A 22,441-nucleotide genomic window follows, 5' to 3' on the forward strand; every position below is an offset into this window, starting at 1 on the left:
TCAGATGAGAGCGTAACAAGGCTTTTGTGACGTCCCTAAGTTTTTGATTGGGACTGAAATGCAATACACCACCGGGCGTTACCCCGGTGGTGTGATGATTTTTTACAGTAAACCACTTAACAGCGGGCCGGTTGATAATGCCGAATCACCTGAAGCTGAGACTTCGGCATCCGCATCAGCACTGGCGCTGCCACTCACATCCAGCAATCCGCCTGTCAGGCCATCGGCAGTATCAGTCACCGTACCCAGTACTTCAGTCCCTGGCAAAGCACCACCTGTCAGTCCACCTACAGTACCGGTGACAGTATCAATAACGCCAGTGCCCGGCAGTTCACCACCAGTCACACCGTCCACAGTACCCGTTACTGTACCCAGTACATCTGTACCCAGCAGGTCCCCACCAGTGACGCCAGCAACGGTGTCATTGACGGTACCGACAGCATCAACACTTCCGACCAGACCAGTCGCAGTATCAACAGTGGCATCAACCAGACTCACAGAGGTATCAACGGCACCCCCGGCCAACACTGTCACGTTATCGACAGTATCGGAGGCCAGGCCAGTCGCACCATCAGTAAGACCACTGACACCAGCCACATCCTCAACGCCGCTCAGAGCACCACCGGCAACGGCTTTGGTCTCCTGAACCACCGTACCAGTAAGGGCGACGGTGTCATCTGCTGTTGTCTTAACAACCGTTTTGGTTGCTTCGACTTTTGACACGACACCTGCTACGCGGTCTTCAGCACCAATTAAGGATTTAGTGTCACCGACTGCACCTTCAACGATGCTGACGGCGCCGCTCACGGTATCTTCTTCACCAGTCAAAGCGACGACACCGGCAACGGTTTCTTCGGCAACGGCTTGCGTGTCAGCCACTAAACCGGTTGCCGCCTGCTTGCCACCTGCAACCGTGCCTTCAACAGCAGCAACGACATCATCCGTTGGCAGTCCACTATCCAACTCCACCGCAGAAGCGGTAAAGGACAGGGAAAGTCCTGCAGCAATAAGACAGGACGATAAAATACTTCTTTTTTGCATCTCTCACTCCTCATTTCTCAACTTAGCCATGAGACATCATGACCGGTGCACAAACACCAATTCCGTTTTTAACATATCTACGCTACAAACAAAACGAAAATACGGAATAATGAGAAACTGTTGGCTGTTTTTTTCTGAATATCAGAATTGCCAGCGAAGCTTGATGTTGTAAATCGGGCTTCGGTCCCCCGTTTCAAAGTGGGCATCCCCCAATGGCTTGGCATACTCCAGTCCCAGCGTGTAGGTATTCGTGTCCGTGATATCAATACCAGCTGCAGCAGACACCAGTTCCTGTTCTATGTCGCTGGCGCGGAGTTCAGTGCGGGCCACATCAAACACGAGGTAAGGTTCTATGCGTTTGATAACCCGCATGGGGATGGCTTGCAGGTATCGTAACTCCAGTTCCCCTGCCATGCCTTTATCCCCCTGTGCCTGACCATCGGGATAACCACGGCCATATCGGGGACCACCATAACGAATCTGCTCAGCGGACGGCAGGATATCGTCAGACCAGAATAAATTGGCCTTGGTCTGCACCCGCCATTTCGGGCTAATCATATATCGCCAGAGACCATCCAGCCTGACGCTATTGAAATGAATCGTCTCGCTGCCCGAGCGGGTGCCATTGGCATCGGTGATACTGTTTTTACTTTTACCAAGTTCAATACCCTGCTTAATACTGCCGGATAGGCTGAAGATCTGGCGAGTTAACTGTTTAGTCCATACCGTATTCAGTTCCAATGCGGAATAGCGCAGTTCCTTCTCTATTTCCACGGCCTCCCCCAAACCATCCTCGCGCTGCAATTCATAAAGCGCTTCCTCATCCAGATATTGCAGATTGCTGCCAATCCACCATGAGGATTTTTTGGATAAATGCAGTGGATATTTCACCCCGGCCCGCAGCCTGTCACGATCTTTGTTTTCCTGATAATTCAACGGAATATCCGCTACAAAAATTCGATCATCGCCTTCACTTTCAAAGTGATTGCCGGCTACTTCCAGCTTTAGTCCATCAGTTCCCAGGTCCTGCTGATAATTTAGCGCATAATATTCTTCGACAGTATCGTTGGGGAGTAAGGTTGTCAGCGTTAATTTATCGCCATAAGCCGTTAATGAATTAAATGTCACACCGGGTAAAAGCTTGAGTTCTTCATGCTTGCTATCATCGAAACCAAGCGAAGTCTCGAACCAGTCAGCACTGACTTCCTCCACCCGCACCGTTGTCGCGCCCCCCAGGGTCTTGGGCTTCGGCACACGGATTTTAAACTTGTAGCCCGGGGTCGCTTCAATCAGACGGACATAACGCTCAAAAGTCCTGAGCGTGAGCGGTTTTTCTCCCTCCATCCGCGCTGCCAGTTTTTCTACCCTTAACCTGACGTCTTCATCTGCTATAACGATTTCTTTACGGGCGATATAGCCTTCAACCAGCACAATGGTTAACACGCCGGAGGCGGTGTTCTGTTTGGGCAAAAAAGCAAATGATAGGGCGTAACCGGCTTCTTTGTAGCGCGCCGTAATAGTTCGCAATACAGCAACAATCTCTGCTTTGGTCACATCCTGGCCGATAAGGGGCTTCACCATTTCAGCCAATTGCTCCAGAGAAAACACGGTGCCACCCTGAAACTGGATTTTTTCGACTCTTACCGTATCGACCTGCTTTGCCGTGCTCAGGCTCTCATCTGCCGGTAAATCAATCTCTGTTTTCTCTTTTTCAATAAATTCCTGCCCTGCCTCATCCACAATAAAGGGCGGTTCCACTGCCCAGACAGAGCCTGTTATCAATAAGCTGAAAAAAAGTGTCTTTGTTAGCATTGATTTCATCATTAACCTGGTCTTCCGTGAAACAAAAGAATACTTAGGCAAAAAAAAGGTGTGGCAACAGGGACCATTGCCACACCCAGTGAGGCTATGAGGCTCAACAAACTGTGCCTTCACTCTGTTTGATAGCATCGCAAGCAAGGCGGTGAGAACAGCTTGTTAACGCAATCTTCAATGTTCGCCTGTGAATGATTAAAGAACGCCTCCCAGTATCGGATCCAACAGCGCATCATCGACTTGATCGACAAGACCATCATCACTGCCATCACCGCCGCCAGTATCAAGCAAGCCACCGGTGACGCCATCGACCGTATCAGTCACACCGCCAAGTAAGTCATCACCGCCGGTCAGACCATCGACTGTGTCTGTCACACCGCCAAGTAGCTCATCACCACCAGTGAGGCCATCAACCGTATCGGTAACCGTGCCGACTACACCATCTGTGCCACCCAGCAGGCCGCCCTCATCACCGGTCAGACCATCCACCGTATCGGTGACTGTGCCGACAATACCTTCAGTGTCACCCAGCAAACCACCTTCACCACCGGTCAGACCATCAACGGTATCGGTGACTGTGCCGACAACACCATCTGTGCCTCTCAATAGATCACCATCACCCGAGCCAGGCACCGGCAAGCCACTGGTATCCAATAAACCTGCCAGATCAAACAGTTCGCCCTCACCGGTTTCACTAACTGATAAAATGCCACCGGTATCGATGACAAGTTGACCGACACCTTCAACAGTGCCACCGACCCCAGCTAATACCGCATTATTTTCGTCTTCAAGATCATTGCCCAACACGACGACCGCTGTGTCGGCTTCGGTCAGTATATTGTTGGCAATAGGCCCCACAACCAGTGCTTCACCAACCACTTGCGTTGTGCCACCAATATTGCTGACCAGTGGTCTGACTACAGCGGTCAGTTCAGTTGTCAAGCCGCTTAAATGACCATCTTCCTGGGTAAATGCCACGGTCAGCGTCTCTCCTGTTTCGGTGACTACTCCGCCCAGTGAATCTACGCTGCCACCTAACTCTGTCAGCAAACCGGTAGACTCATCAATTTGAGCAAAAACCGGTAAAGTGTTCAGACTCTCGACAGTATTTCCGGTAGAAGAAACGGCCTCACCGGTTTCAGACACAGCACCTGAAACGCCAGCCAGCGTAGTACCGATGGCATTGTCATTCTCGCTCAGTGAGCCAAGCCCATCACTCAGGCCATCTCCAATACTGCTCACTGCCTCACCAGTGTTACTCAAAATTTCACCGGTACCACTGGTCACTTCACCAGTTCCCAGTATGTCTATCTGGCTCACAGTGCCGCCCAGTGTTGTTACTGTTGTCCCCACACTGTCAACAATACCACCACCATCATCAACCAAAGTTTCGACCCCTGTGGTGGTACCGTCACCATCGCCACCGCCGCCACCTGTGTCGCCACCACCGTCGACCATCTCACCGCCGCCAGTGTTTTTGACTGATTTACTACTACTGCCGCTACAACCTATTGCTAAAGATAAAAGCAAGCCTATTGTTATGATTTGAGCTAATTTCGTTTTTTGCATCTCTCCACCCTCTACAAAGGATTAATTACTCCATTAAAACGAATATTTGATATATTCGATACCTTCATTGGCGATAATAACGAAAACTTTAGCAATATACTAACTGTTTTTCCGTTTTGTGAGATAAATCACATTTCGTTTAAATTCATAGGAACATCAGATTTATAAGTAAAAATGCTATGCCACTGAATTCAAGGCAAAAAAAAGCCCCGGCTATTTAGCCGGGGCTTTTCTGGTTTAGCTGATTAGCAGATCAATCAGTCTTCGGCAGTCTCATTAACCGCTTTCATGCTCAGGCGAATACGTCCCTGACGATCCACTTCCAGGACTTTCACTTTGATCATATCGCCTTCAGACAGCTTGTCACCGACATTCTCAACGCGTTCTTCAGAAATCTGTGAGATATGCACCAGGCCATCTTTACCCGGCAGGATAGTGACGAAAGCACCGAAGTCCATCAGTTTGGCAACACGACCTTCGTAGATTTTGCCAACTTCCACTTCTGCAGTGATGTCTTCAATACGGCGCAGGGCAGCCTGACCGGCATCATAATCTGCAGAGAAGATCATCACGGTACCGTCATCCTGAATATCAATGGTAGCACCGGTTTCTTCTGTAATGGCACGGATTGTGGCACCACCCTTGCCGATAACATCGCGGATTTTCTCTGCATTGATCTTAACGGTAATGATACGTGGCGCAAATTTCGACATCTCGGTACGATGCGTGGAAATAACGGCATTCATCTTGTCGAGAATGTGCATACGGCCATCGCGCGCCTGTGCCAGTGCAGTACGCATGATTTCTTCGTTGATACCTTCAATCTTGATATCCATCTGCAGCGCGGTCACACCTTTTTCCGTACCGGCCACTTTAAAGTCCATATCACCGAGGTGATCTTCATCACCGAGGATATCAGTCAGTACTGCATAACCGTCTGTTTCTTTAATCAGCCCCATGGCAATACCGGCAACCGGGGCTTTAATCGGCACACCGGCGTCCATCAGTGCCAGACTGGTGCCGCAAACAGAAGCCATAGAGCTTGAGCCATTTGACTCGGTGATTTCAGAAACCACCCGAACGACATAAGGGAACTCTTCGGCTGTTGGCATCACCGCAGCGATACCACGCTTCGCCAGTTTACCATGGCCGATTTCACGGCGTTTCGGTGAACCGACAAAACCGGTTTCACCAACACAGTATGGCGGGAAGTTGTAGTGCAGCATGAAACGGTCACGATATTCACCTTCTACCGCGTCAATCATCTGTGCATCACGTTCCGCACCCAGAGTCGCAACCACCATTGCCTGAGTTTCACCTCGGGTAAACAGGGCAGAACCATGGACACGCGGTAACAGCGTTGTTTCTACAAAGATAGGACGCACGCTGCTGGTGTCACGACCATCGATACGCGGTTCACCGGCGATGATTCTGCCACGAACCAGTTCTTTCTCCAGTTTAGAGAAAACATTCTTGACCTGTTCTTCAGTCACCTCTGACTCTTCGGTCACCAGCGCTTCAACAGCCGCACTGCGGACCTTGCTCAATTGATCCAGACGAGCCAGTTTGTCACTGATGGCATAGGCTTCTTTAATGCCTTCATAAGCCTGTGCTTTAACTGTGTTGTAAAGTGTTTCGTCTTTCTCCGGCGCAGTCCAGTCCCAGGCAGGTTTGCCGGCTTCAGCCTGCAGTTCCTTGACCAGGTTGATAGCGGTCTGCATTTGTTGGTGGCCGAACATAACCGAGCCCAGCATGACTTCTTCAGGCAGTTCTGAAGCTTCTGATTCCACCATCAACACAGCGCTTTCAGTACCGGCAACAACCAGATCCAGGGCACTGTTGTCTAACTGTGCTTTAGCAGGATTCAGAACATATTGACCATCAACGTAGCCGACTCGGGCCGCACCCAATGGGCCGTTGAATGGGATACCGGATATAGCCAGTGCCGCAGAAGCACCGATCATGGCAGGGATATCAGGATCAATTGCCGGGTCCAGTGCGACCACAGTGGCAATGACCTGAACTTCATTAAGGAAGCCTTTCGGAAACAAGGGACGCAGCGGACGGTCGATCAAACGGGAAGTCAGCGTTTCTTTCTCGCTAGGGCGACCTTCACGTTTGAAAAAGCCACCAGGAATTTTACCGGCAGCATAGGTCCGTTCCTGATAGTTAACGGTTAAAGGAAAAAAATCCTGGCCGGGAGAGACTTCTTTTTTACCGACCACAGTTACCAGTACCGATGTTTCGCCAAGGCTGGCAATAACGGCACCGCCTGCCTGACGGGCAATTTTTCCGGTTTCCAGACTTAGCTGGTGTTCACCGAATTGAACTGTCTTCTTTACTGAGTTCACTCTTCTTTCCTTATCTTTCTTCATTTTCAGTCCCGAACCTGTTCCGGCACTGATTAAAAACGACAAACTGTATAAACGAATATGCCCCTGAAACTGCAACAGCTTCAGGGGCATATCTTATATCTTCAACCCCGGCCTCTGAATGGCGATTGTGGGTCGTTGCATATAATCGGTCACTAGCTTCAACTTAGCGACGCAGGCCTAATTCAGCAATCAGGGCACGGTAACGCTCGATATCGGTTTTTCTCAGGTAATCAAGCATTTTACGACGGCTGCTGACCATTTTCAGCAGACCCTGGCGTGAATGGTGATCGTGCGCATTGGTTTTGAAATGATCTGACAGATTGTTGATACGTGCAGTCAGCAGGGCAACCTGGACTTCCGCAGAACCTGTATCACCTTCAGAACGTGCGTGTTTGCTGATAATTTCTTTCTTTTGCTGTGCAGAAATTGACATTGAATACTCCAACTTTTTGCGGCCTTATGGGCTCGCAGTTAAATTCTGAACTGTTCCAGCCGATCTCAACCAGAACAGCCAACCCTTCAAGAGCTGCGAATTTTACCGACATTCTCGTTGCTAAACAAGGAGAACGTCATCAAACCGCAGCGACAAATAAACGTTTTGGCTTGACTACACCATCTGGCGACATCTCGCCCAGGCCCATAAATTTCTCATTCTGGTCAAACAGGCGCACATTTGCGCATTCATAGTTCTGTTCGACCTGAATTGACTGACCAAAGCTCAGCGTTTTACTGGCCGCTTCGTCCAGATTAATCACTGGCCAATCCGGCAAAGCATTTTCCGCGGCTTCCAGTTGTTCATCAAGCGCAGCCAGTTCGCCTGCTTCACGGCTTTCTGCCAATTGTTCAAGACTGACCGTATCGCTGAGCGCGTAACCGGCGACTCTGGTTCGCCGCAGCATGGTAACGTGGCCACCGGTGCCCAGTTTGTGGCTGATATCTTCAACCAGGGTACGAATATAAGTGCCTTTGCTGCAAAGTACTGACAGGGTGAAACTGTCCTGATTGCAGTCCAGCAATTCAATTGCATAGATTTGTATGCGGCGCGCCTTGCGCTCAACTTCTTTGCCCTGCCGGGCCAGCTTGTAGAGGGGCTGTCCCTGATATTTAAGTGCGGAGAACATCGGTGGCACCTGATCCTGCTCGCCGATAAATTCCTGCAGAATCTGCTTCAGTGCTTCTTCATCAAATTCGGGAACTGGCTGTTCGTCGATGATTTTGCCATCGGCATCGCCACTGTCTGTCGTCACACCGAGTTTGCAGGTCACCGCATATTCCTTGTCGGCATCAAGCAAATAACCCGATAACTTGGTCGCTTCCCCCAGGCAGATAGGCAAAACACCGCTGGCCAGCGGATCAAGACTGCCGGTATGACCGGCTTTTTTCGCATCAAACAGGCGTTTAACCTGTTGCAGTACATGGTTGGAACTGTGACCACTGGGTTTGTCGACAACCACAATACCTGTGATGTCACGTCCTTTTTTATTACGTCTTGCCATACTGGTTAAGATGAATCAGTCGTCTTCCTGACGGTTGGACGCATTGGCCCTGGCAATCAGATCATCCATTTTAAAGCCCTGCTCCAGGCTTTTATCATAGACAAACTGAAGCTCAGGAATATTACGCAGCTTGACCCTGCCGGCCAGGCCACGACGCAGATAACCGGCAGCACTGTTGAGCCCCTTGATACATTCTGCCGCATCCTGTTCAGACTCAAAACCGTTGAAGCGTGTCACGTAAACCTTGGCGTACTTGAGATCAGCGGTGACATCAACATGTGAAACGGTGGCCATACCTACCCGTGGATCCGAGACCTCACGCTGAATCATCAGCGCGAGTTCGCGCATAATGACTTCACCAAAACGATTTGTTCGACTGTATTCTCTTGCCATTATAGTGTTGGCTTAACCTCAACCCGTTCGTAGACTTCGATCTGGTCCCCCGGTTTGACGTCCTTGTAGTTCTTGACACCGATACCACACTCGACACCGGCATTGACCTCATTGACGTCATCCTTGAAGCGGCGCAGCGATTCCAGTTCACCTTCATAAATCACGACGTTATCGCGAAGGACACGAATCGGATTGTTACGTTTAACACTGCCCTCAAGGACCAGGCAGCCCGCGATGTCACCGAATTTCGGTGAGCGGAAGACATCGTCCACCCGGGCAAGACCGATGATCTCGTCACGGAACACGGGTTCCAGCATACCGGTCATTGCCTTGGTCACGACATCCAGCAAATCATAGATGATGCTGAAGTACTGCACATCGAGGCCTTTCTCGGCGATCACTTTGCGGGCAGCATTGTCTGCACGCACGTTAAAGCCGATGAGAATCGCATCTGAGGCCGCGGCAAGCTGGGCATCAGTTTCATTGATACCACCGACACCGGAGCCGACAACACGGACTTTTACCTTATCGGTAGACAGTTTCTGCAGCCCTTGACTGACCGCTTCCACAGAACCGTGGACATCCCCTTTGATGACAACATTCAGGGTTTTTACATCACCCTCTTCCATCTTATTGAACATGTCATCCAGTTTGGCTGCCTGTTGTTGCGCCATTTTCTGTTCACGCGCCTTGGTATGGCGGAAATCAGCAATTTCACGAGCGGTTTTATCATCCGGTGCCGCCTGCAGTTCATCACCCGCTGCCGGTGTACCTGAAAGGCCCAGCAACTCAACAGGGGTAGACGGACCGGCCTTGTCGACCTGTTCGCCCTTTTCATTGAACATGGCCCTCACGCGACCATATTCCTGGCCGACGACAACAATATCGCCTTTGTTCAAGGTGCCTTGCTGTACCAATACGGTGACAACGGTACCACGGCCTTTATCCAAGCGTGCCTCAATGACAGTACCGTGTGCAGGACCGATTTCAGGGGCTTTCAGCTCCATAATCTCAGCCTGCAGTGAAATGGCTTCCAGCAGATCTTCGACACCTTCCCCCGTCAGGGCTGACACTGGTACAAACTGCACATCGCCACCCCAGTCTTCAGGAATAACTTCGTGATTGGCCAGTTCCTGCTTAACGCGGTCCGGATTGGCTTCCGGTTTATCCATCTTGTTGATGGCCACAATAATCACCGACCCAGCCGCCTTGGCGTGCTGAACCGCTTCAATCGTCTGCGGCATGACACCGTCATCGGCAGCGACCACCAGAATAACGATATCCGTGACTTTGGCACCACGAGAGCGCATTTCGGTAAAGGCGGCGTGGCCGGGAGTATCGAGAAAAGCAATTTCGCCGCGGCTGGTTTCGACGCGGTAAGCACCGATATGCTGAGTGATGCCACCGGCTTCACCTGAAGTCACTTTGGTGCGGCGGATGTAGTCAAGTAATGAGGTCTTGCCGTGGTCGACGTGGCCCATGACGGTCACAACCGGTGCACGGGTCACAGATTCACCCAACTCTTCATCAGAAACCTGCAGGGCTTCTTCCACCACATTTTCGCGGATCGGCTTGGCCACATGCCCCATCTCTTCAACCACGATAACTGCAGTATCCTGATCCAGCACCTGGTTGATGGTGGCCATCGTACCCATGCCCATCAGGGCTTTGATGACTTCTGCAGCCTTGACTGACATGCGTTGAGCCAGCTCTGAAACATTAATCGTTTCAGGGACATTCACCTCACGCACGACCGGTGCAGTTGGTTTCGAGAAACCATGCTCCTGATCCCGGACCGAAACCCGGCCGCCGGACGCCCCTTTTTTCTTCTTGCGACGACCGCCTTTACCTTCACTCACGTGCAGTTCTTTACGCTCGAAATCATCGTCTTCACGACGACCACGACGGCCTGACTTGCCACGTTCATGCTTGGCTTCGGCATCTTTCGTTTTGCGGGCGGCCGCTTTCTGTTCTTTCGCCTGCGCTTCTGCAGCTGCTGCTTTGGCTTCTTCTCTGGCTTTTTCCAGCGCTTCCTCTTCCTCGCGTGCTTTACGCTTGGCTTCCAGCGCTTTCTCAGCTTCGACACGGGCCAGGTTGGCTGCACGACGCTTGGCATCAGCCTCTTCCAGCTTTTTATGTGCCAGTTGTGATGGGGTCAGCTCTTCTTCTTTCTTTTTACCTTTGGCAGCCGGCTTTTTAGCTTTCGCCTCGGCTTCCAGCGCTTTTTGCTCTTCTTCTGCAGCACGTTGCGCTTCTTCGTTAGCCTTATTCTCGGCTTCAATAGCCGCAGCCACTTCTGCCGCTTCCTGTTCGTCCAGCTGTTGTTTCAGCCGCGCAGCTTCTTCCTGCTTACGCTTGGTTTCCTGCAGGCGCTGTTCTTCCTGTTTTGTCACTTCAGCGGCATGTTCTTCTGCGGCTTTCTGCTTCAGCAGATCTTCGGCTGCACCACTCGGCTCAGTATCACTACGTTTAACGTAGGTACGCTTCTTTCTGACTTCGACGCTGACACTCTTGCCACCACGTGCGGCACCGCCCAACTTGATTTCGCTGACCGATTTACGCTTCAGTGTAATCTTTCTCGGCGATGAGGCATCGCTGTCTTCTGCTTTGCCATGGCGTTGCTGCAGAAACTTGAGCAAGCTTTGTTTTTGCTCTTCCGTAATCAGATCATCAGGCTTTGAGACGTTAATCCCCGCTTCATTCAGCTGCTCTACCAATCGCTCAGCTGTGATTCCGACTGTGCCAGCCAGGTCTTTAACCCTCATGTCACTCATTGGTTACTCCCCTGCATCTGTATTTTCGTCTGCAAACCATGACTCTCTGGCTTTCATGATCAATGCTGCAGCTTGCTCTTCGTTCATACCACCGATTTCGACCAGTTCATCAACGGCCAGCTCTGCCAAATCGTCCAGTGTGGTTACTTTATTACTGGCCAGTGTCAGCGCCAGATCACGTGTCATACCTTCCATATCCTGCAAATCCTGACTCGGCGCTGCAGATTCCAGTTGTTCTTCACTGGCAATGGCACGGGTTAACAGAACATCACGTGCTCTTGAGCGCAGTTCAGCCACAATATCTTCGTCAAACTCATCGATGTCGAGCATTTCCTGTTCAGGCACATAGGCGACTTCTTCCAGAGAGGAAAAGCCTTCCTGTGCCAGAATCAATGCAACATCTTCATCGACATCCAGATCCGTCATAAAGGCCTGGATCAATTCACCGATTTCGCTTTCAGCTTTCTGATCCGCCTCTGACGCAGACATCACGTTCAGTTCCCAACCGGTAAGCTGGCTCGCCAGTCTGACATTCTGACCACTACGGCCGATGGCCTGTGACAACTGTCCATCTTCAACCGCGATATCCATGCTGTGTGCATCTTCATCAACGACAATCGACAGCACTTCTGCCGGTGCCATCGCATTGATGGCGAAACGTGCCGGGTCCTCATCCCAGAGAATAATATCAACCCGTTCACCGGCCAATTCATTCGTTACCGCCTGAACCCGTGAACCGCGCATGCCAACACAGGCACCCACCGGATCAATACGTGATTCTTTGGCTTCCACGGCGATTTTGGCACGCAGGCCCGGGTCACGGGCCGCGCCTTTAATTTCAATCATGCCATCACTGATTTCCGGTACTTCCAGGGTGAACAGTTCAATCAGCAGTTCAGGTGCAACGCGGCTGACAATCAGCTGCGGACCACGGCCTTCAGGGCGGATTTCTTTGAGATAACCACGAATACGATCACCGGCCCGGAAGGTTTCCCGTGGGATCATTTCTTCACGTGGCAGGAAGGCTTCGGCGTTGCCCCCCAGATCCAGCGTCACGTTGCCGCGGTCGACACGCTTAACGGTGCCGTGAATCATCTGCCCGACTTTTTCACGATATTGTTCAACGACCTGGGCGCGCTCGGCTTCACGGACCTTCTGAACAATGACCTGCTTGGCGGTTTGCGCCGCGATACGACCGAATTCAACTGATTCCATTGGTTCCCGGATATAGCCACCGACCTCAGCTTCCGGGTCTTTTTTCTTGGCTTCTTCCAGCGTAATCTGGGTTTCTTCGGATTCCAGTTCTTCTTCGTCTTCGACGATTAACCACTGGCGGAAAGTGTCGTAGTTACCGGTGACGCGATCAATTCTGACAGCCGCATCCAGTGCCATGTCATAACGTTTGCGGGTCGCCATCGCCAACGCAGCTTCAATTGCCTGAAAAATGACTTCCTTGCCTACGCCCTTTTCGTTGGACATGGCATCGACCACCAATAAAATTTCTTTGTTATTCATCACGCCCCCAGTGGATTACGCTGCAAACTAATCCAACCCAGTTTTCTATTATTAACCGACAATAATACGCTTTTTTCAGGCAACAAGTCTTGCTTTACCCAACTTTGCCAGTGGCAATGCGTAGACTTCGCCATCCACTTCAATCAATATTTCACCGTTTTCAAATCCCTGAAGCACACCTCTAAAATTACGTCTGCCGTTTACCGGCAATTTCATACTTATTTTTGCTTCCACACCGGCGAAACGTTCAAAATCCCGCGCTTTGAACAGGGGTCTGTCAAAACCGGGCGAGGAAACTTCCAGCAAATAGGCTGAACGAATCGGTTCCTCAACATCGAGAATCCCGCTCACCTGATGACTGACACGTTCGCAATCTTCGATGCTGATGCCTTGTTCGGCGTCAATATACACCCTCAGAATGGGATCAGGACCGCCCTGGATGTATTCCACCCCAACCAGCTCGTAGCCAAGCGTCTCGATAGATGACTCGATTAATTGTTCAACCTGATCGGTAATGGCCATAGTTGTCTCTTTACACCTGGAAACAGAATCAAATCTCCAGAAAAACAAAAACCCCTTGTAGGGGCCCGGAATATACAAACATTGTGTTATGCGGGCGTTGCCAGTCCCGCTCTGTCTCGAGTCAGCGCAACGAGTAATTCCCGATGCCTGTATCACTGACTTCCCAGAAAGCACAGAATAGTAACAAAACCAGCAGTTAACAGCAACTAAAACCCGCTATGTATCAGTAGGCTTGCGCTATGGCGTCCAGGAATAAAACCCGGACAGGGGCGGGATTGTTTCCTTTTACGCGCAACCCTGAAACTCGCTTGCATTACTCCCTGTCATTTTGACAGCAGTTATCTACTCGCCCGGAGAAAAAATGTTCAGCCGAATTCTTCTTGTGATTTCATTCATGCTGGTTCCGGTTTCAATTATTCAGGCCCAGTCACCGGAAGCGGATCAATTCATTAAATTTGTCAGTGAAGCAGACGCCGATAGCCATAGTGACTGCAATCAACGTGGCGGCTTACGGATTTTTGTCGTCAACCAGCATCCCAGCAACATTATTGATATCCATATTGATCGCTATTTCTCTGATATCAGGCAGGGTGGCCGCTCCATGCTTGCACTCGGAAACGGTCACAAACTGGCTCTGGGATGCAACATTGTTATGGACAGTCCTCAACACTGGGCGCTTGTCAAAGCCGAGTTTATCAGTCCTGAACAGGCTCAACAGCGTTACGGTGTGGTCTATTAAACTAAACTGTCAGCCTGTGGTGACAAAGCATCGACAACTAAAGATTCCATGATGCCATTTGCCGGATGCAATCCTGATTAAGTCTTTTCGCTGCCTCGCTGGTACCGGATTCAGTATAACAACGTAATTCGGGCGCGTTACCGGAAGGCCTCATATGGATGACATCCTCATTTTCCAGTGAAATTCTGACGCCATCCGTCACATCCACCGACACCGGTCTTGAAATAAACGGGAAAGCTTTTTGGATATTATCCCTGTCCTGTGGCCAGTCACCACTGCTGAATTCGGCGAGTTTGTGCTGACTGAGCGCCGTCGGGAAACTTTTTAAGCGATCACTGTAGGTGTAGCGTTCCGGTAAAGTCTTAACTAACCCGGATAACGTCAAGTTTTTCTCGAAAGCGGCCATCATGACCGACAAGACCACGATCATCGCATCTCTGGTCGGCAAGGGCGACAACGTCTTGCCATCACGTGTGACTTGGGTCTGCTGGAGAAATCCGCCATTGGCTTCATATCCGACTACATCAGCAGATGCTGCTGCCTGCTGTGCTTCCTGCATTGCTGTAATCACAAATGGAGAGCCGATTCGGGTTCTGATCACTCGCTTGAAGAGCTGGCTTTTCTCAACAGCACTATTGCAGCTCACCGGTGTAACCACGGTGTCTGCCTTGAGGTAGGCTGCACACAAAATGCCGACAATATCGCCCCGCAGCCACTGACCATGTTCATCGCTGATTAAAGGCCTGTCACCGTCACCATCGGCTGATACGATGCAATCAAAACGCTGCGATTGAGCCCAGCGACTGGCTAATTCAATGTCTTCTGGCCGAATAGCTTCGGTATCAACCGAAATAAAAGCCTCAGAGCGACCCAGAGAGGTCACCTTCGCACCCAGTTCTTGCAAAATGGTTTTGAATACTTCCCTCGCAACGGAAGAATGCTCATAAAGGCCGATATGTTTACCTTTGAGACAGTGCCTGGGAAAAAACGCCGTATAGCGTTCTACATAATATTGATAAGCCGCCGGCGCGGCTGCCGGTATCTGCGCCGGCGCTGACAAATAGCCCGAATCATCGAACAGTGTGGCGTCGACATCCACACATTGCTGCCTGATTTCCGCCTCATCCTGTTTCAGGATCTCACCCCTGGCTGTATTAAATTTAATCCCGTTACGATCATCCGGGATATGGCTGCCAGTGACCATAATGGTCGGCATTGACTGGCTGATCCCATGCAAGGCAATTGCCGGCGAAGGAATCAGGCCGTAATAAACAGGCACAAAGCCCATCTCACGACATGCAGTCACAGCGGCATTGATAATCCTTGGCGTACTCTTACGCAAATCACCAGCAATGCCTACCTGTCCACCCGGTAAGAGTAACGACTGTTGCGCCATATACTGCAAAAAGGCCGATACGTAGCTAAAACAGACCTGATCTGTCATGTCACTAACCAGGCCGCGCACGCCGCTGGTTCCGAAGTGGACACCACTGTCATCCATTAATGTTTCAATCTTGATATTCATGCCCTGCTTATTCAATTGCGATGGTAGTTGTCATCAAACCGGATAATGTCATCCTCACCGAGGTAGCTGCCTGATTGTACTTCAATGATCTCCAGCGGAATTTGTCCCGGATTATGCAAACGGTGTTTTTTACCAAGGGGAATATAGGTCGATTCATTTTCAGTCAGTAAGGTAACTTCTTCATCACAGATCACCTGGGCCGTACCACTCACCACAACCCAGTGCTCGGCACGATGATGATGCATCTGCAATGACAGTGAAGCCCCGGGTTTGACACTGATCCGTTTCACCTGGAAACGGTCCCCGTTATCTATAGAATCATAGTATCCCCAGGGGCGATAACATAGTCGATGATTCTCGGCTTCTGGGCGTCCGGCCTGATTCAGGCTTTGAACAATATTTTTCACATCCTGTGTTTTATCTTTACTCGCCACCATCACCGCATCGGCTGTTTCCACCACGACCACATTTTCCAGACCCAGCACGGAAACCAGCCTGCATTCGCTATGAATGTAGGAATTGCTGACTTCATCCAGAATGACGTCTCCCCGGGTCACATTATTATTCTCGCCCTGTTGTTCACACTCCCACAGAGAGGACCAGGATCCGACATCACTCCAGCCGGCATCCAATGGCACAACAATAGCGTTATCGGTCTTTTCCATCACCGCGTAATCGATAGAAATCGCACTGCATGCTTCAAAGGTTTCCTGATCCAGCCGGATAAAGTCCAAGTCCGGTGTCGCCTGATTCAAAGCTTCACGACATGCAGCCAGGATATCCGGTGAATATTTTTCAAGTTCCGCTAGCAGCGTGGAAGCTTTGAACATGAACATGCCGCTGTTCCAGTAATAATTACCGGACGCTACATAGGTTTGTGCCGTATCGAGATCGGGTTTTTCAACAAATGCTTCAACACGGCTGACCACATCTTTTTCACTGGCCTCGATGTAGCCATAACCGGTGTTGGGATCCGTCGGAACGATACCGAAAGTCACCAGATGACCTTTATCTGCCTCCACTTTGGCAGTATCAATAGCAAGATGAAAAGCCTCAATATCGCTGATGATATGATCGGCTGCCAGTACCAGCAGAATGGGATCATCCCCCTCCTGAATGGCCTGTAAAGCGGCAATCGTGAGTGCCGGGGCTGTATCTCGTCCCACCGGCTCCAGAATGATAGTTGCTGACGAAACTCCAATTTCATTCAACTGCTCTGCCACCATAAATCTGTGCTCGTTACTGCAGACGACTGTCGGTGGCGCTAACTCACTGACTCCATTCAAGCGCATCAGCGTCTGCTGGAACATGGTTCTGTCACCGAATAATGCCAGAAACTGTTTAGGCTTGTGCTTGCGGGAAAGCGGCCACAATCGTGTGCCGTTGCCGCCTGACATGACTATTGGAATCATAGTTACTCCTGTTAATTTAGCCTCTAAACCCTGTATCTGAAACTGGCATTAGTCATTCCCGAACAAGTCGCGCGTATAGACTTTGTCAGCAACGTCTCTGATTTCCTCGACCATGCGGTTTGCAATAATGACGCTACTGCGGGCTTTAAACTCATCAAAGTCCCGAATCACTTCTGAGTTGAAAAAGCTGTCTTCTTCAAGCACGGGCTCATAGATAACCACCTCGACCCCTTTTGCCTTGATACGTTTCATGATTCCCTGGACAGAAGAAGAGCGAAAATTATCTGACCCCGACTTCATAATTAAGCGATAAATACCGACGACGCGAGGTTTCAGTTTCAGAATACAAGCAGCCACATGATCTTTACGCGTGGTATTGGCCTCAACGATGGCGTGTATGAGGTTGTTGGGTACATCCTGATAGTTGGCCAATAACTGCTTGGTATCTTTAGGCAGGCAATAACCGCCATAGCCAAAAGAAGGATTGTTGTAGTGATCACCGATGCGTGGGTCTAAGCAGACACCTTTGATGATCTGTCTACTGTCGATGCCATTGATTTCTGCATAACTGTCCAGTTCGTTAAAGTAAGCCACCCGCATCGCGAGGTAGGTATTTGAGAATAACTTCACCGCTTCTGCTTCGGTAGACTCTGTAAACAGAACAGGAATATCCTTTTTCACAGCCCCCTGTACCAGCAGATCAGCAAAGCCAGTCGCCCTCGCTGATGACTCCCCTAAAATGATGCGTGACGGGTACAGGTTGTCATGCAACGCCTTGCCTTCACGCAAAAACTCCGGTGAAAAAATAATATTATCAGTACCGAATTTCTGTTTGATGCTTTTGGTGTAGCCCACCGGCACGGTTGATTTGATTATCATCACCGCAGCAGGATTGATCGCCATAACATCACTGATAACGGCCTCAACCGAACGGGTATCAAAGTAATTCGTTTCAGGGTCGTAATCGGTCGGCGTAGCAATCACAATATAATCCGCATCGTAATAAGCCTCATGCTTATCCAGCGTAGCCTTGAGGCTGAGATGCTCATTGACAAGAAAATTCTCTATATCCGCATCTGAAATCGGTGACTTTTTTGCATTAATCAGTTTCACTTTTTCGGCTATGACATCCAGTGCCACAACTTCGTTATGCTGTGCTAATAACACAGCATTCGACAGTCCAACATAACCCGTACCTGCTATCGCTATCTTCATAAATGACTGTTCCTGTTAAAAATACAGAGGGGTTCAGTGGATGCTTCTGAGCCAGTCACTGGCAGGAAAATCCACTTAGGAAGAAATCAAATGCAAGGGTATCAGTACGAAAATTTGAAAACTTTAGAACGCAGCAAAAAACCGCGTATTTTTTGAAAATTATTGTGTTTCGAACATTTTATTGAACATCGGCAGCAATAATTTATTGCCATGTTCATTGAAATGGTCTTCATCCGTAACTATCGGCAATCCCTGGATTATCCCTGGGCAAACACCGTTGTCGCACAGGTAGGGGATGGGATCGAGCAAGGCTACATTGCACTGTTCGCTGGCGCTATCCAGCGCTCGTAACACAATGTTATTTTTATCATGGTAAGCATCCAGAGAAATTGCGTAATTTCTCATTTCTCCATAAAAAAGTAATTCTCTTGAGGCTTCCTTGGCAACATTGTGCCGCTGCTCAGGTGTCGGTTTCATGACAAACAAGGGTCTGTCTGCAGCAAACTCACAATAGGTCTCGACAAAGGCATTGCTGACCTCGTTTATAAATAGGGGGTCATCACTATTTTGATAATAAGTGTCAAAATAAACAGCGGGCTTTTTTTCTTTTGTGGAACCAAAAATGAAAGAGAAGCGGTTAATCACAATCATGGGAATTTCTGCAGGGTAAGCGTTCAGCTCCGACTTCACCCAGGTCACAAAATCAGCACACTTATCATTGGGATAAATCTGCAACCACTTAGCCAGCTTAACGCCAGCTAAGGTGGGGCAACTATCATGATAATAATGCGCTACCCCCATACCATGACGCTGTGCGGCTTCAGCAATCGCCGTCACCTGCGCCGTAGAATGGCTGTCTCCAATCACAATAGCGCCAATGTTTTCTTTATCACCATAGAGGCAGCCCGGCATTTCTTCATTGAATGAGGGTAGTTTTTCACACTGAAATCGGTTTTTGTTCTCTGACTGAAATGCGATGGTCTCTATCCTGTCATCAATACGTCCCTTGATTTGATGGCTGGTTAGATAAATGGCCACCGCACTCAGCATGACAGTAATTGAAAAAATCACTACCACTTCCCGCTTCAGCGATAAGCCGGAAAAGATTTTCCGCGTCGGTGCTTCTATAAACTGGTATGAGCAGTGAGCCAACACCACACTCGCTAATAAGGCAAGCCAGACTGCTGCTGCATTGGTTTCCAGTGACAAGAAATAAAGCAACACGATGGCAGGCCAATGCCACAGGTAGAGCGAATAGGAGCGATCACCCAGCCATTGGAAAACCACATTTTTTGTCATCATGGACTGCTGATTATTGATAAAGATCAGTAATGCGGCTCCGCTGACCGGTAATAAAGCCCAGTAGCCCGGCCACAACACGTGCTCATCAAGAATAATCACGCTGGCCAGAATCAAAGCCCAGGCCAGATAAAACAGCAGTTTCTTGTCCCGGTAGCGTTGTATGTCAGGCCATATTTCAGGCGTCAGATAAACCAGTCCACCGGCAAGCAGTTCCCATCCCCTTGATGGCAGGAGAAAAAACGTGGGAATGGGATAAAGGTGAACAACCACAATGTTGAGCAACAAAGAGGACAAGAACCCCAGCAACACCAGGAACCAGAGCACTTTGGCCGATGTTGTGAAGGCCCTTATCGCCAAGAGAAACAGCGGATAAAGAAAATAGAACTGAGCCTCGATGCCCAGTGTCCATGTATGCAGCAGCCACTTCTCAAAAGCACTGGAATCGAAATAGCCTGAGTGATCCCAATAATGAATATTGGAAATGAATGCCAGCGCTGCTGCCACCTCTTCCGAAAGCTTTTGATAATCCGGCGTCGTCAGGAAAAACCAGCCCAGCAATAGCAAGACGCTGACCAGAAATAACAGTGCCGGCAGGATGCGTCTGACCCTGGACATGTAGAACTTGCCGAGCGAAAACTGACCGTTCTTATTGCCGCCAAGAATGATGGATGTCATCAGGAAGCCGGAAATCACAAAGAAAATATCGACGCCGGCAAAGCCGCCGGGCAGTTGATAAGTGAACGGCAGATGATAAAAAACGACGGCAATTACCGCCCACGCCCTCAGTCCATTGATATCTTCCCTGAATGGCACTTTACTGGGTAAATGCTGCAAAGATTTAAACTCTGAATACGATTCTGAATAAAAAGATCGGAATACCAATGACATAGCGCCTGAACAGGCGCTTGGGCTCTTTCAGAAGCCGGTATAACCACTCCAGAGAGCATTTTTGTACCCAGGCGGGCGCCCTTTTGAAACGTCCAGCCTGAAAATCAATGATGGCGCCGCCACAAATGATCAGACCTCGTCCCTGCAGTTCCTGTTTAATTCTCTCTGCCAGAATCTCCTGCTTGGGCATGCCCATCGCCAGCACGATCAGACTAAAGCGTCCGGGTTCGATATGATGACGGAGAAAACTGATGTAGGAATCGAGCGAATGAAAGCCATCCTTGGTGGCTTTGATATTTTCACCAATCAGCTTGTGGCTGCCCTGCTCAAGCCAGGGGGACTGAGTCCCCAGTACAAAGCAGTCTGTACAATCGGTATTGAATCTGTTGACCATTTGCGGAATCAAGTCGGTACCGTTCAGGTTCGCCCCCTGAGGCATGGAGAAGTATTTCAAAGCCAGACTGATGCCGATACCGTCTCGCAACAAATAGTCCAGATTCAGGAAAGCATCAAAGGTCGACCGGTCCTTCAACATCAGGTTGAATCCATGCTGATTGAGAAAACCCACCGTTTTGAAATCAGCCTGTGCCTGAAACTGCTGCTGCAAATCACTTAGCAAAGCTTCCGCGTTGTCATAAATTGCCAGTTTCTGCAGAATTTGCTGCACTGGCACTGTTGCAGGAGAATCAGTTTGCATAACCATGTACGATGCTCCTCGCTACCGATTTCCAGGAAAAGCGCTCGGCAAATGTTTTTGCCTTGTTTTTTTCTTCTTCAGACCATTCCCTTATCAGCGTCAGATAGCCTTTTTCAAAATCTTGCTGTTCATAGCTGAACAGCGTGCCGACACCGGACTGCTGGACAAACCCTTTGAAGGAATCCGGCGCACTCGACAAAATCGGCACCAGACCATAAGACATCAACTCAATAACACTGAGCCCGAAGCCTTCATACTCCGACGCACTGACCACAAAGCGTGATGAGGCTATATGATGCAAAATTTCTTCATCAGGGATATTGAACAGCAACTCGACGCGATCTTCCGCATTCAATGCCGTGACCAGCTTTTCCAGTTGCCCGGCATCGCCCGTCGCACGGTTGCCAATAATTCTGAGCTTGCTATCGGTGCCATCAATACGGCTGAAGGCCTCGATAAGCCAGTCCAGCCTTTTATTGCTGCTGAGACGACCGAGATAAACCATATCATTACTGTCAGCAGCCTGATTGGCCTGCCCGAATTTCTGATAGGCCACGCCATTCTCAATCAGCTGGCAACCTGCTCTGACCTGCTCAAAAAGCTGCCTGTCATTGCTACTGATGGTGAACACCACATCAACCGGCTTTAAGGAAAAACGCGTAATCGTTTTGAAAAACAGCTTTTTCAGTGCCTGTTGCTGCGGCGTGTGGAAAAAGCCGCCGTGAGTGGTTAAAACCAGCTTTGATTTCAGCAATCCCAGGCGTTTGAGTAAAGACAGGTAGTCAATAAAGAAGTCCACCGCATGCACATGAACAATATCGAATTCATTCAGTGAGTTCAGCGGAAACCGGCTGATGGGATAACGTTTTGAGCCCAGCCAGCTGAACCTTTTCACGGGCAGATCTTTGATAGTCGCTGCCGCTGGAAGCCTTTCTCCGGTTTGGAAATTGCTGTTGAGCGTGTAGATAACCACCTCGTGGCCCATGCCCTTCTGTTCTGTCGCCAGGTTCAGCACATAATCTTCAAGCCCGCCAATGCTCGGCGCGAATTGACGCACAATATGCAAAATTTTCATCGACCCTTTTCTCCGGAAAATCGTCATCTTTTGGCTGGAATGCGCTTTGGCGTGAGTCTAATCAGACATCGCAGCGCTCACTGCCGAA

The 22,441-nt window shown here is 49.7% G+C and carries 17 protein-coding genes; 1 reads left to right on the plus strand and 16 read right to left on the minus strand.

The window, feature by feature from the left end; all coding sequences use genetic code 11:
* Positions 1-102: 102 nt before the first annotated feature.
* From FH755_RS01555 to rimP, 10 genes are all read right to left on the minus strand, one after another.
* On the minus strand, positions 103-1,041 hold the full coding sequence (locus FH755_RS01555) for a hypothetical protein (protein WP_292438009.1): 939 nt from the start codon (positions 1,039-1,041) through the stop codon (positions 103-105).
* A gap of 141 nt (positions 1,042-1,182) precedes the next feature.
* The gene (locus FH755_RS01560) at positions 1,183-2,799 is read right to left on the minus strand and encodes a POTRA domain-containing protein (RefSeq protein ID WP_292438011.1); all 1,617 of its coding nucleotides are present in this window, start codon (positions 2,797-2,799) and stop codon (positions 1,183-1,185) included.
* Between the two features lie 252 nt (positions 2,800-3,051).
* The gene (locus FH755_RS01565; RefSeq protein WP_292438013.1) at positions 3,052-4,314 is read right to left on the minus strand and encodes a collagen-like triple helix repeat-containing protein; all 1,263 of its coding nucleotides are present in this window, start codon (positions 4,312-4,314) and stop codon (positions 3,052-3,054) included.
* Between the two features lie 368 nt (positions 4,315-4,682).
* Positions 4,683-6,776: a polyribonucleotide nucleotidyltransferase gene (gene pnp / locus FH755_RS01570; RefSeq protein WP_292438015.1), complete on the minus strand. Its 2,094-nt coding sequence runs from the start codon at positions 6,774-6,776 to the stop codon at positions 4,683-4,685.
* A 187-nt stretch (positions 6,777-6,963) separates the two neighbouring features.
* Positions 6,964-7,233 carry a 30S ribosomal protein S15 gene (gene rpsO / locus FH755_RS01575; RefSeq protein ID WP_292438017.1) on the minus strand — a complete coding sequence of 90 codons (270 nt, stop codon included), beginning with the start codon at positions 7,231-7,233 and terminating at the stop codon, positions 6,964-6,966.
* Positions 7,234-7,372: 139 nt separating this feature from the next.
* Complete coding sequence (gene truB / locus FH755_RS01580; protein ID WP_292438019.1) at positions 7,373-8,296, minus strand: tRNA pseudouridine(55) synthase TruB; 924 nt, start codon at positions 8,294-8,296, stop codon at positions 7,373-7,375.
* Positions 8,297-8,311: 15 nt separating this feature from the next.
* On the minus strand, positions 8,312-8,689 hold the full coding sequence (gene rbfA, locus FH755_RS01585) for a 30S ribosome-binding factor RbfA (protein ID WP_292438020.1): 378 nt from the start codon (positions 8,687-8,689) through the stop codon (positions 8,312-8,314).
* On the minus strand, positions 8,689-11,463 hold the full coding sequence (infB, locus tag FH755_RS01590; RefSeq protein WP_292438022.1) for a translation initiation factor IF-2: 2,775 nt from the start codon (positions 11,461-11,463) through the stop codon (positions 8,689-8,691). Before infB ends, rbfA begins: the two co-directional genes overlap by 1 nt.
* A 3-nt stretch (positions 11,464-11,466) precedes the next feature.
* Entirely contained in the window at positions 11,467-12,978 is a 1,512-nt protein-coding gene (gene nusA / locus FH755_RS01595; RefSeq protein ID WP_292438025.1) for a transcription termination factor NusA, read from the minus strand.
* A gap of 75 nt (positions 12,979-13,053) precedes the next feature.
* A complete protein-coding gene (rimP, locus tag FH755_RS01600) occupies positions 13,054-13,500 on the minus strand; it encodes a ribosome maturation factor RimP (protein WP_292438026.1) in 447 nt (148 codons plus the stop codon).
* Between the two features lie 361 nt (positions 13,501-13,861).
* Between rimP and FH755_RS01605 the strand changes: the two genes are divergently transcribed.
* Positions 13,862-14,239: a hypothetical protein gene (locus FH755_RS01605; protein WP_292438028.1), complete on the plus strand. Its 378-nt coding sequence runs from the start codon at positions 13,862-13,864 to the stop codon at positions 14,237-14,239.
* A gap of 37 nt (positions 14,240-14,276) precedes the next feature.
* On the opposite strand, the gene FH755_RS01610 is transcribed toward FH755_RS01605, so the two are convergent.
* From FH755_RS01610 to FH755_RS01635, 6 genes are all read right to left on the minus strand, one after another.
* A complete protein-coding gene (locus tag FH755_RS01610; protein ID WP_292438029.1) occupies positions 14,277-15,764 on the minus strand; it encodes a phosphomannomutase in 1,488 nt (495 codons plus the stop codon).
* Positions 15,765-15,775: 11 nt separating this feature from the next.
* Positions 15,776-17,176 (minus strand): mannose-1-phosphate guanylyltransferase/mannose-6-phosphate isomerase, encoded by a 1,401-nt coding sequence (locus FH755_RS01615; protein ID WP_292438031.1) that lies wholly within the window; start codon positions 17,174-17,176, stop codon positions 15,776-15,778.
* A gap of 48 nt (positions 17,177-17,224) precedes the next feature.
* Positions 17,225-18,391 carry a nucleotide sugar dehydrogenase gene (locus FH755_RS01620; protein ID WP_292438033.1) on the minus strand — a complete coding sequence of 389 codons (1,167 nt, stop codon included), beginning with the start codon at positions 18,389-18,391 and terminating at the stop codon, positions 17,225-17,227.
* Between the two features lie 159 nt (positions 18,392-18,550).
* On the minus strand, positions 18,551-20,527 hold the full coding sequence (locus FH755_RS01625) for an acyltransferase family protein (RefSeq protein ID WP_292438035.1): 1,977 nt from the start codon (positions 20,525-20,527) through the stop codon (positions 18,551-18,553).
* Positions 20,528-20,531: 4 nt separating this feature from the next.
* Positions 20,532-21,284, minus strand: a complete 753-nt coding sequence (locus tag FH755_RS01630) for a WecB/TagA/CpsF family glycosyltransferase (protein WP_292438038.1) — start codon at positions 21,282-21,284, stop codon at positions 20,532-20,534.
* Positions 21,268-22,353, minus strand: coding sequence for a glycosyltransferase family 4 protein (locus tag FH755_RS01635; protein WP_292438040.1), 1,086 nt, complete (start codon positions 22,351-22,353; stop codon positions 21,268-21,270). The genes FH755_RS01630 and FH755_RS01635 overlap by 17 nt, the downstream gene beginning before the upstream one ends.
* Positions 22,354-22,441: the final 88 nt, after the last annotated feature.

This window comes from Methylophaga sp. (assembly GCF_009711715.1).
Taxonomy (GTDB): Bacteria; Pseudomonadota; Gammaproteobacteria; order Nitrosococcales; family Methylophagaceae; genus Methylophaga.

What these genes read in the sequence shown, in the direction of transcription:
- nusA (WP_292438025.1), bottom strand. Translation starts at nt 12,978, where the DNA reads ATGAATAACAAAGAAATTTTATTGGTGGTCGATGCCATGTCCAACGAA.
- FH755_RS01605 (WP_292438028.1), top strand. Translation starts at nt 13,862, where the DNA reads ATGTTCAGCCGAATTCTTCTTGTGATTTCATTCATGCTGGTTCCGGTT.
- rpsO (WP_292438017.1), bottom strand. Translation starts at nt 7,233, where the DNA reads ATGTCAATTTCTGCACAGCAAAAGAAAGAAATTATCAGCAAACACGCA.
- FH755_RS01620 (WP_292438033.1), bottom strand. Translation starts at nt 18,391, where the DNA reads ATGAAGATAGCGATAGCAGGTACGGGTTATGTTGGACTGTCGAATGCT.
- FH755_RS01610 (WP_292438029.1), bottom strand. Translation starts at nt 15,764, where the DNA reads ATGAATATCAAGATTGAAACATTAATGGATGACAGTGGTGTCCACTTC.
- infB (WP_292438022.1), bottom strand. Translation starts at nt 11,463, where the DNA reads ATGAGTGACATGAGGGTTAAAGACCTGGCTGGCACAGTCGGAATCACA.
- truB (WP_292438019.1), bottom strand. Translation starts at nt 8,296, where the DNA reads ATGGCAAGACGTAATAAAAAAGGACGTGACATCACAGGTATTGTGGTT.
- FH755_RS01630 (WP_292438038.1), bottom strand. Translation starts at nt 21,284, where the DNA reads ATGGTTATGCAAACTGATTCTCCTGCAACAGTGCCAGTGCAGCAAATT.
- rbfA (WP_292438020.1), bottom strand. Translation starts at nt 8,689, where the DNA reads ATGGCAAGAGAATACAGTCGAACAAATCGTTTTGGTGAAGTCATTATG.
- FH755_RS01635 (WP_292438040.1), bottom strand. Translation starts at nt 22,353, where the DNA reads ATGAAAATTTTGCATATTGTGCGTCAATTCGCGCCGAGCATTGGCGGG.
- FH755_RS01615 (WP_292438031.1), bottom strand. Translation starts at nt 17,176, where the DNA reads ATGATTCCAATAGTCATGTCAGGCGGCAACGGCACACGATTGTGGCCG.
- rimP (WP_292438026.1), bottom strand. Translation starts at nt 13,500, where the DNA reads ATGGCCATTACCGATCAGGTTGAACAATTAATCGAGTCATCTATCGAG.
- FH755_RS01555 (WP_292438009.1), bottom strand. Translation starts at nt 1,041, where the DNA reads ATGCAAAAAAGAAGTATTTTATCGTCCTGTCTTATTGCTGCAGGACTT.
- FH755_RS01565 (WP_292438013.1), bottom strand. Translation starts at nt 4,314, where the DNA reads ATGGTCGACGGTGGTGGCGACACAGGTGGCGGCGGTGGCGATGGTGAC.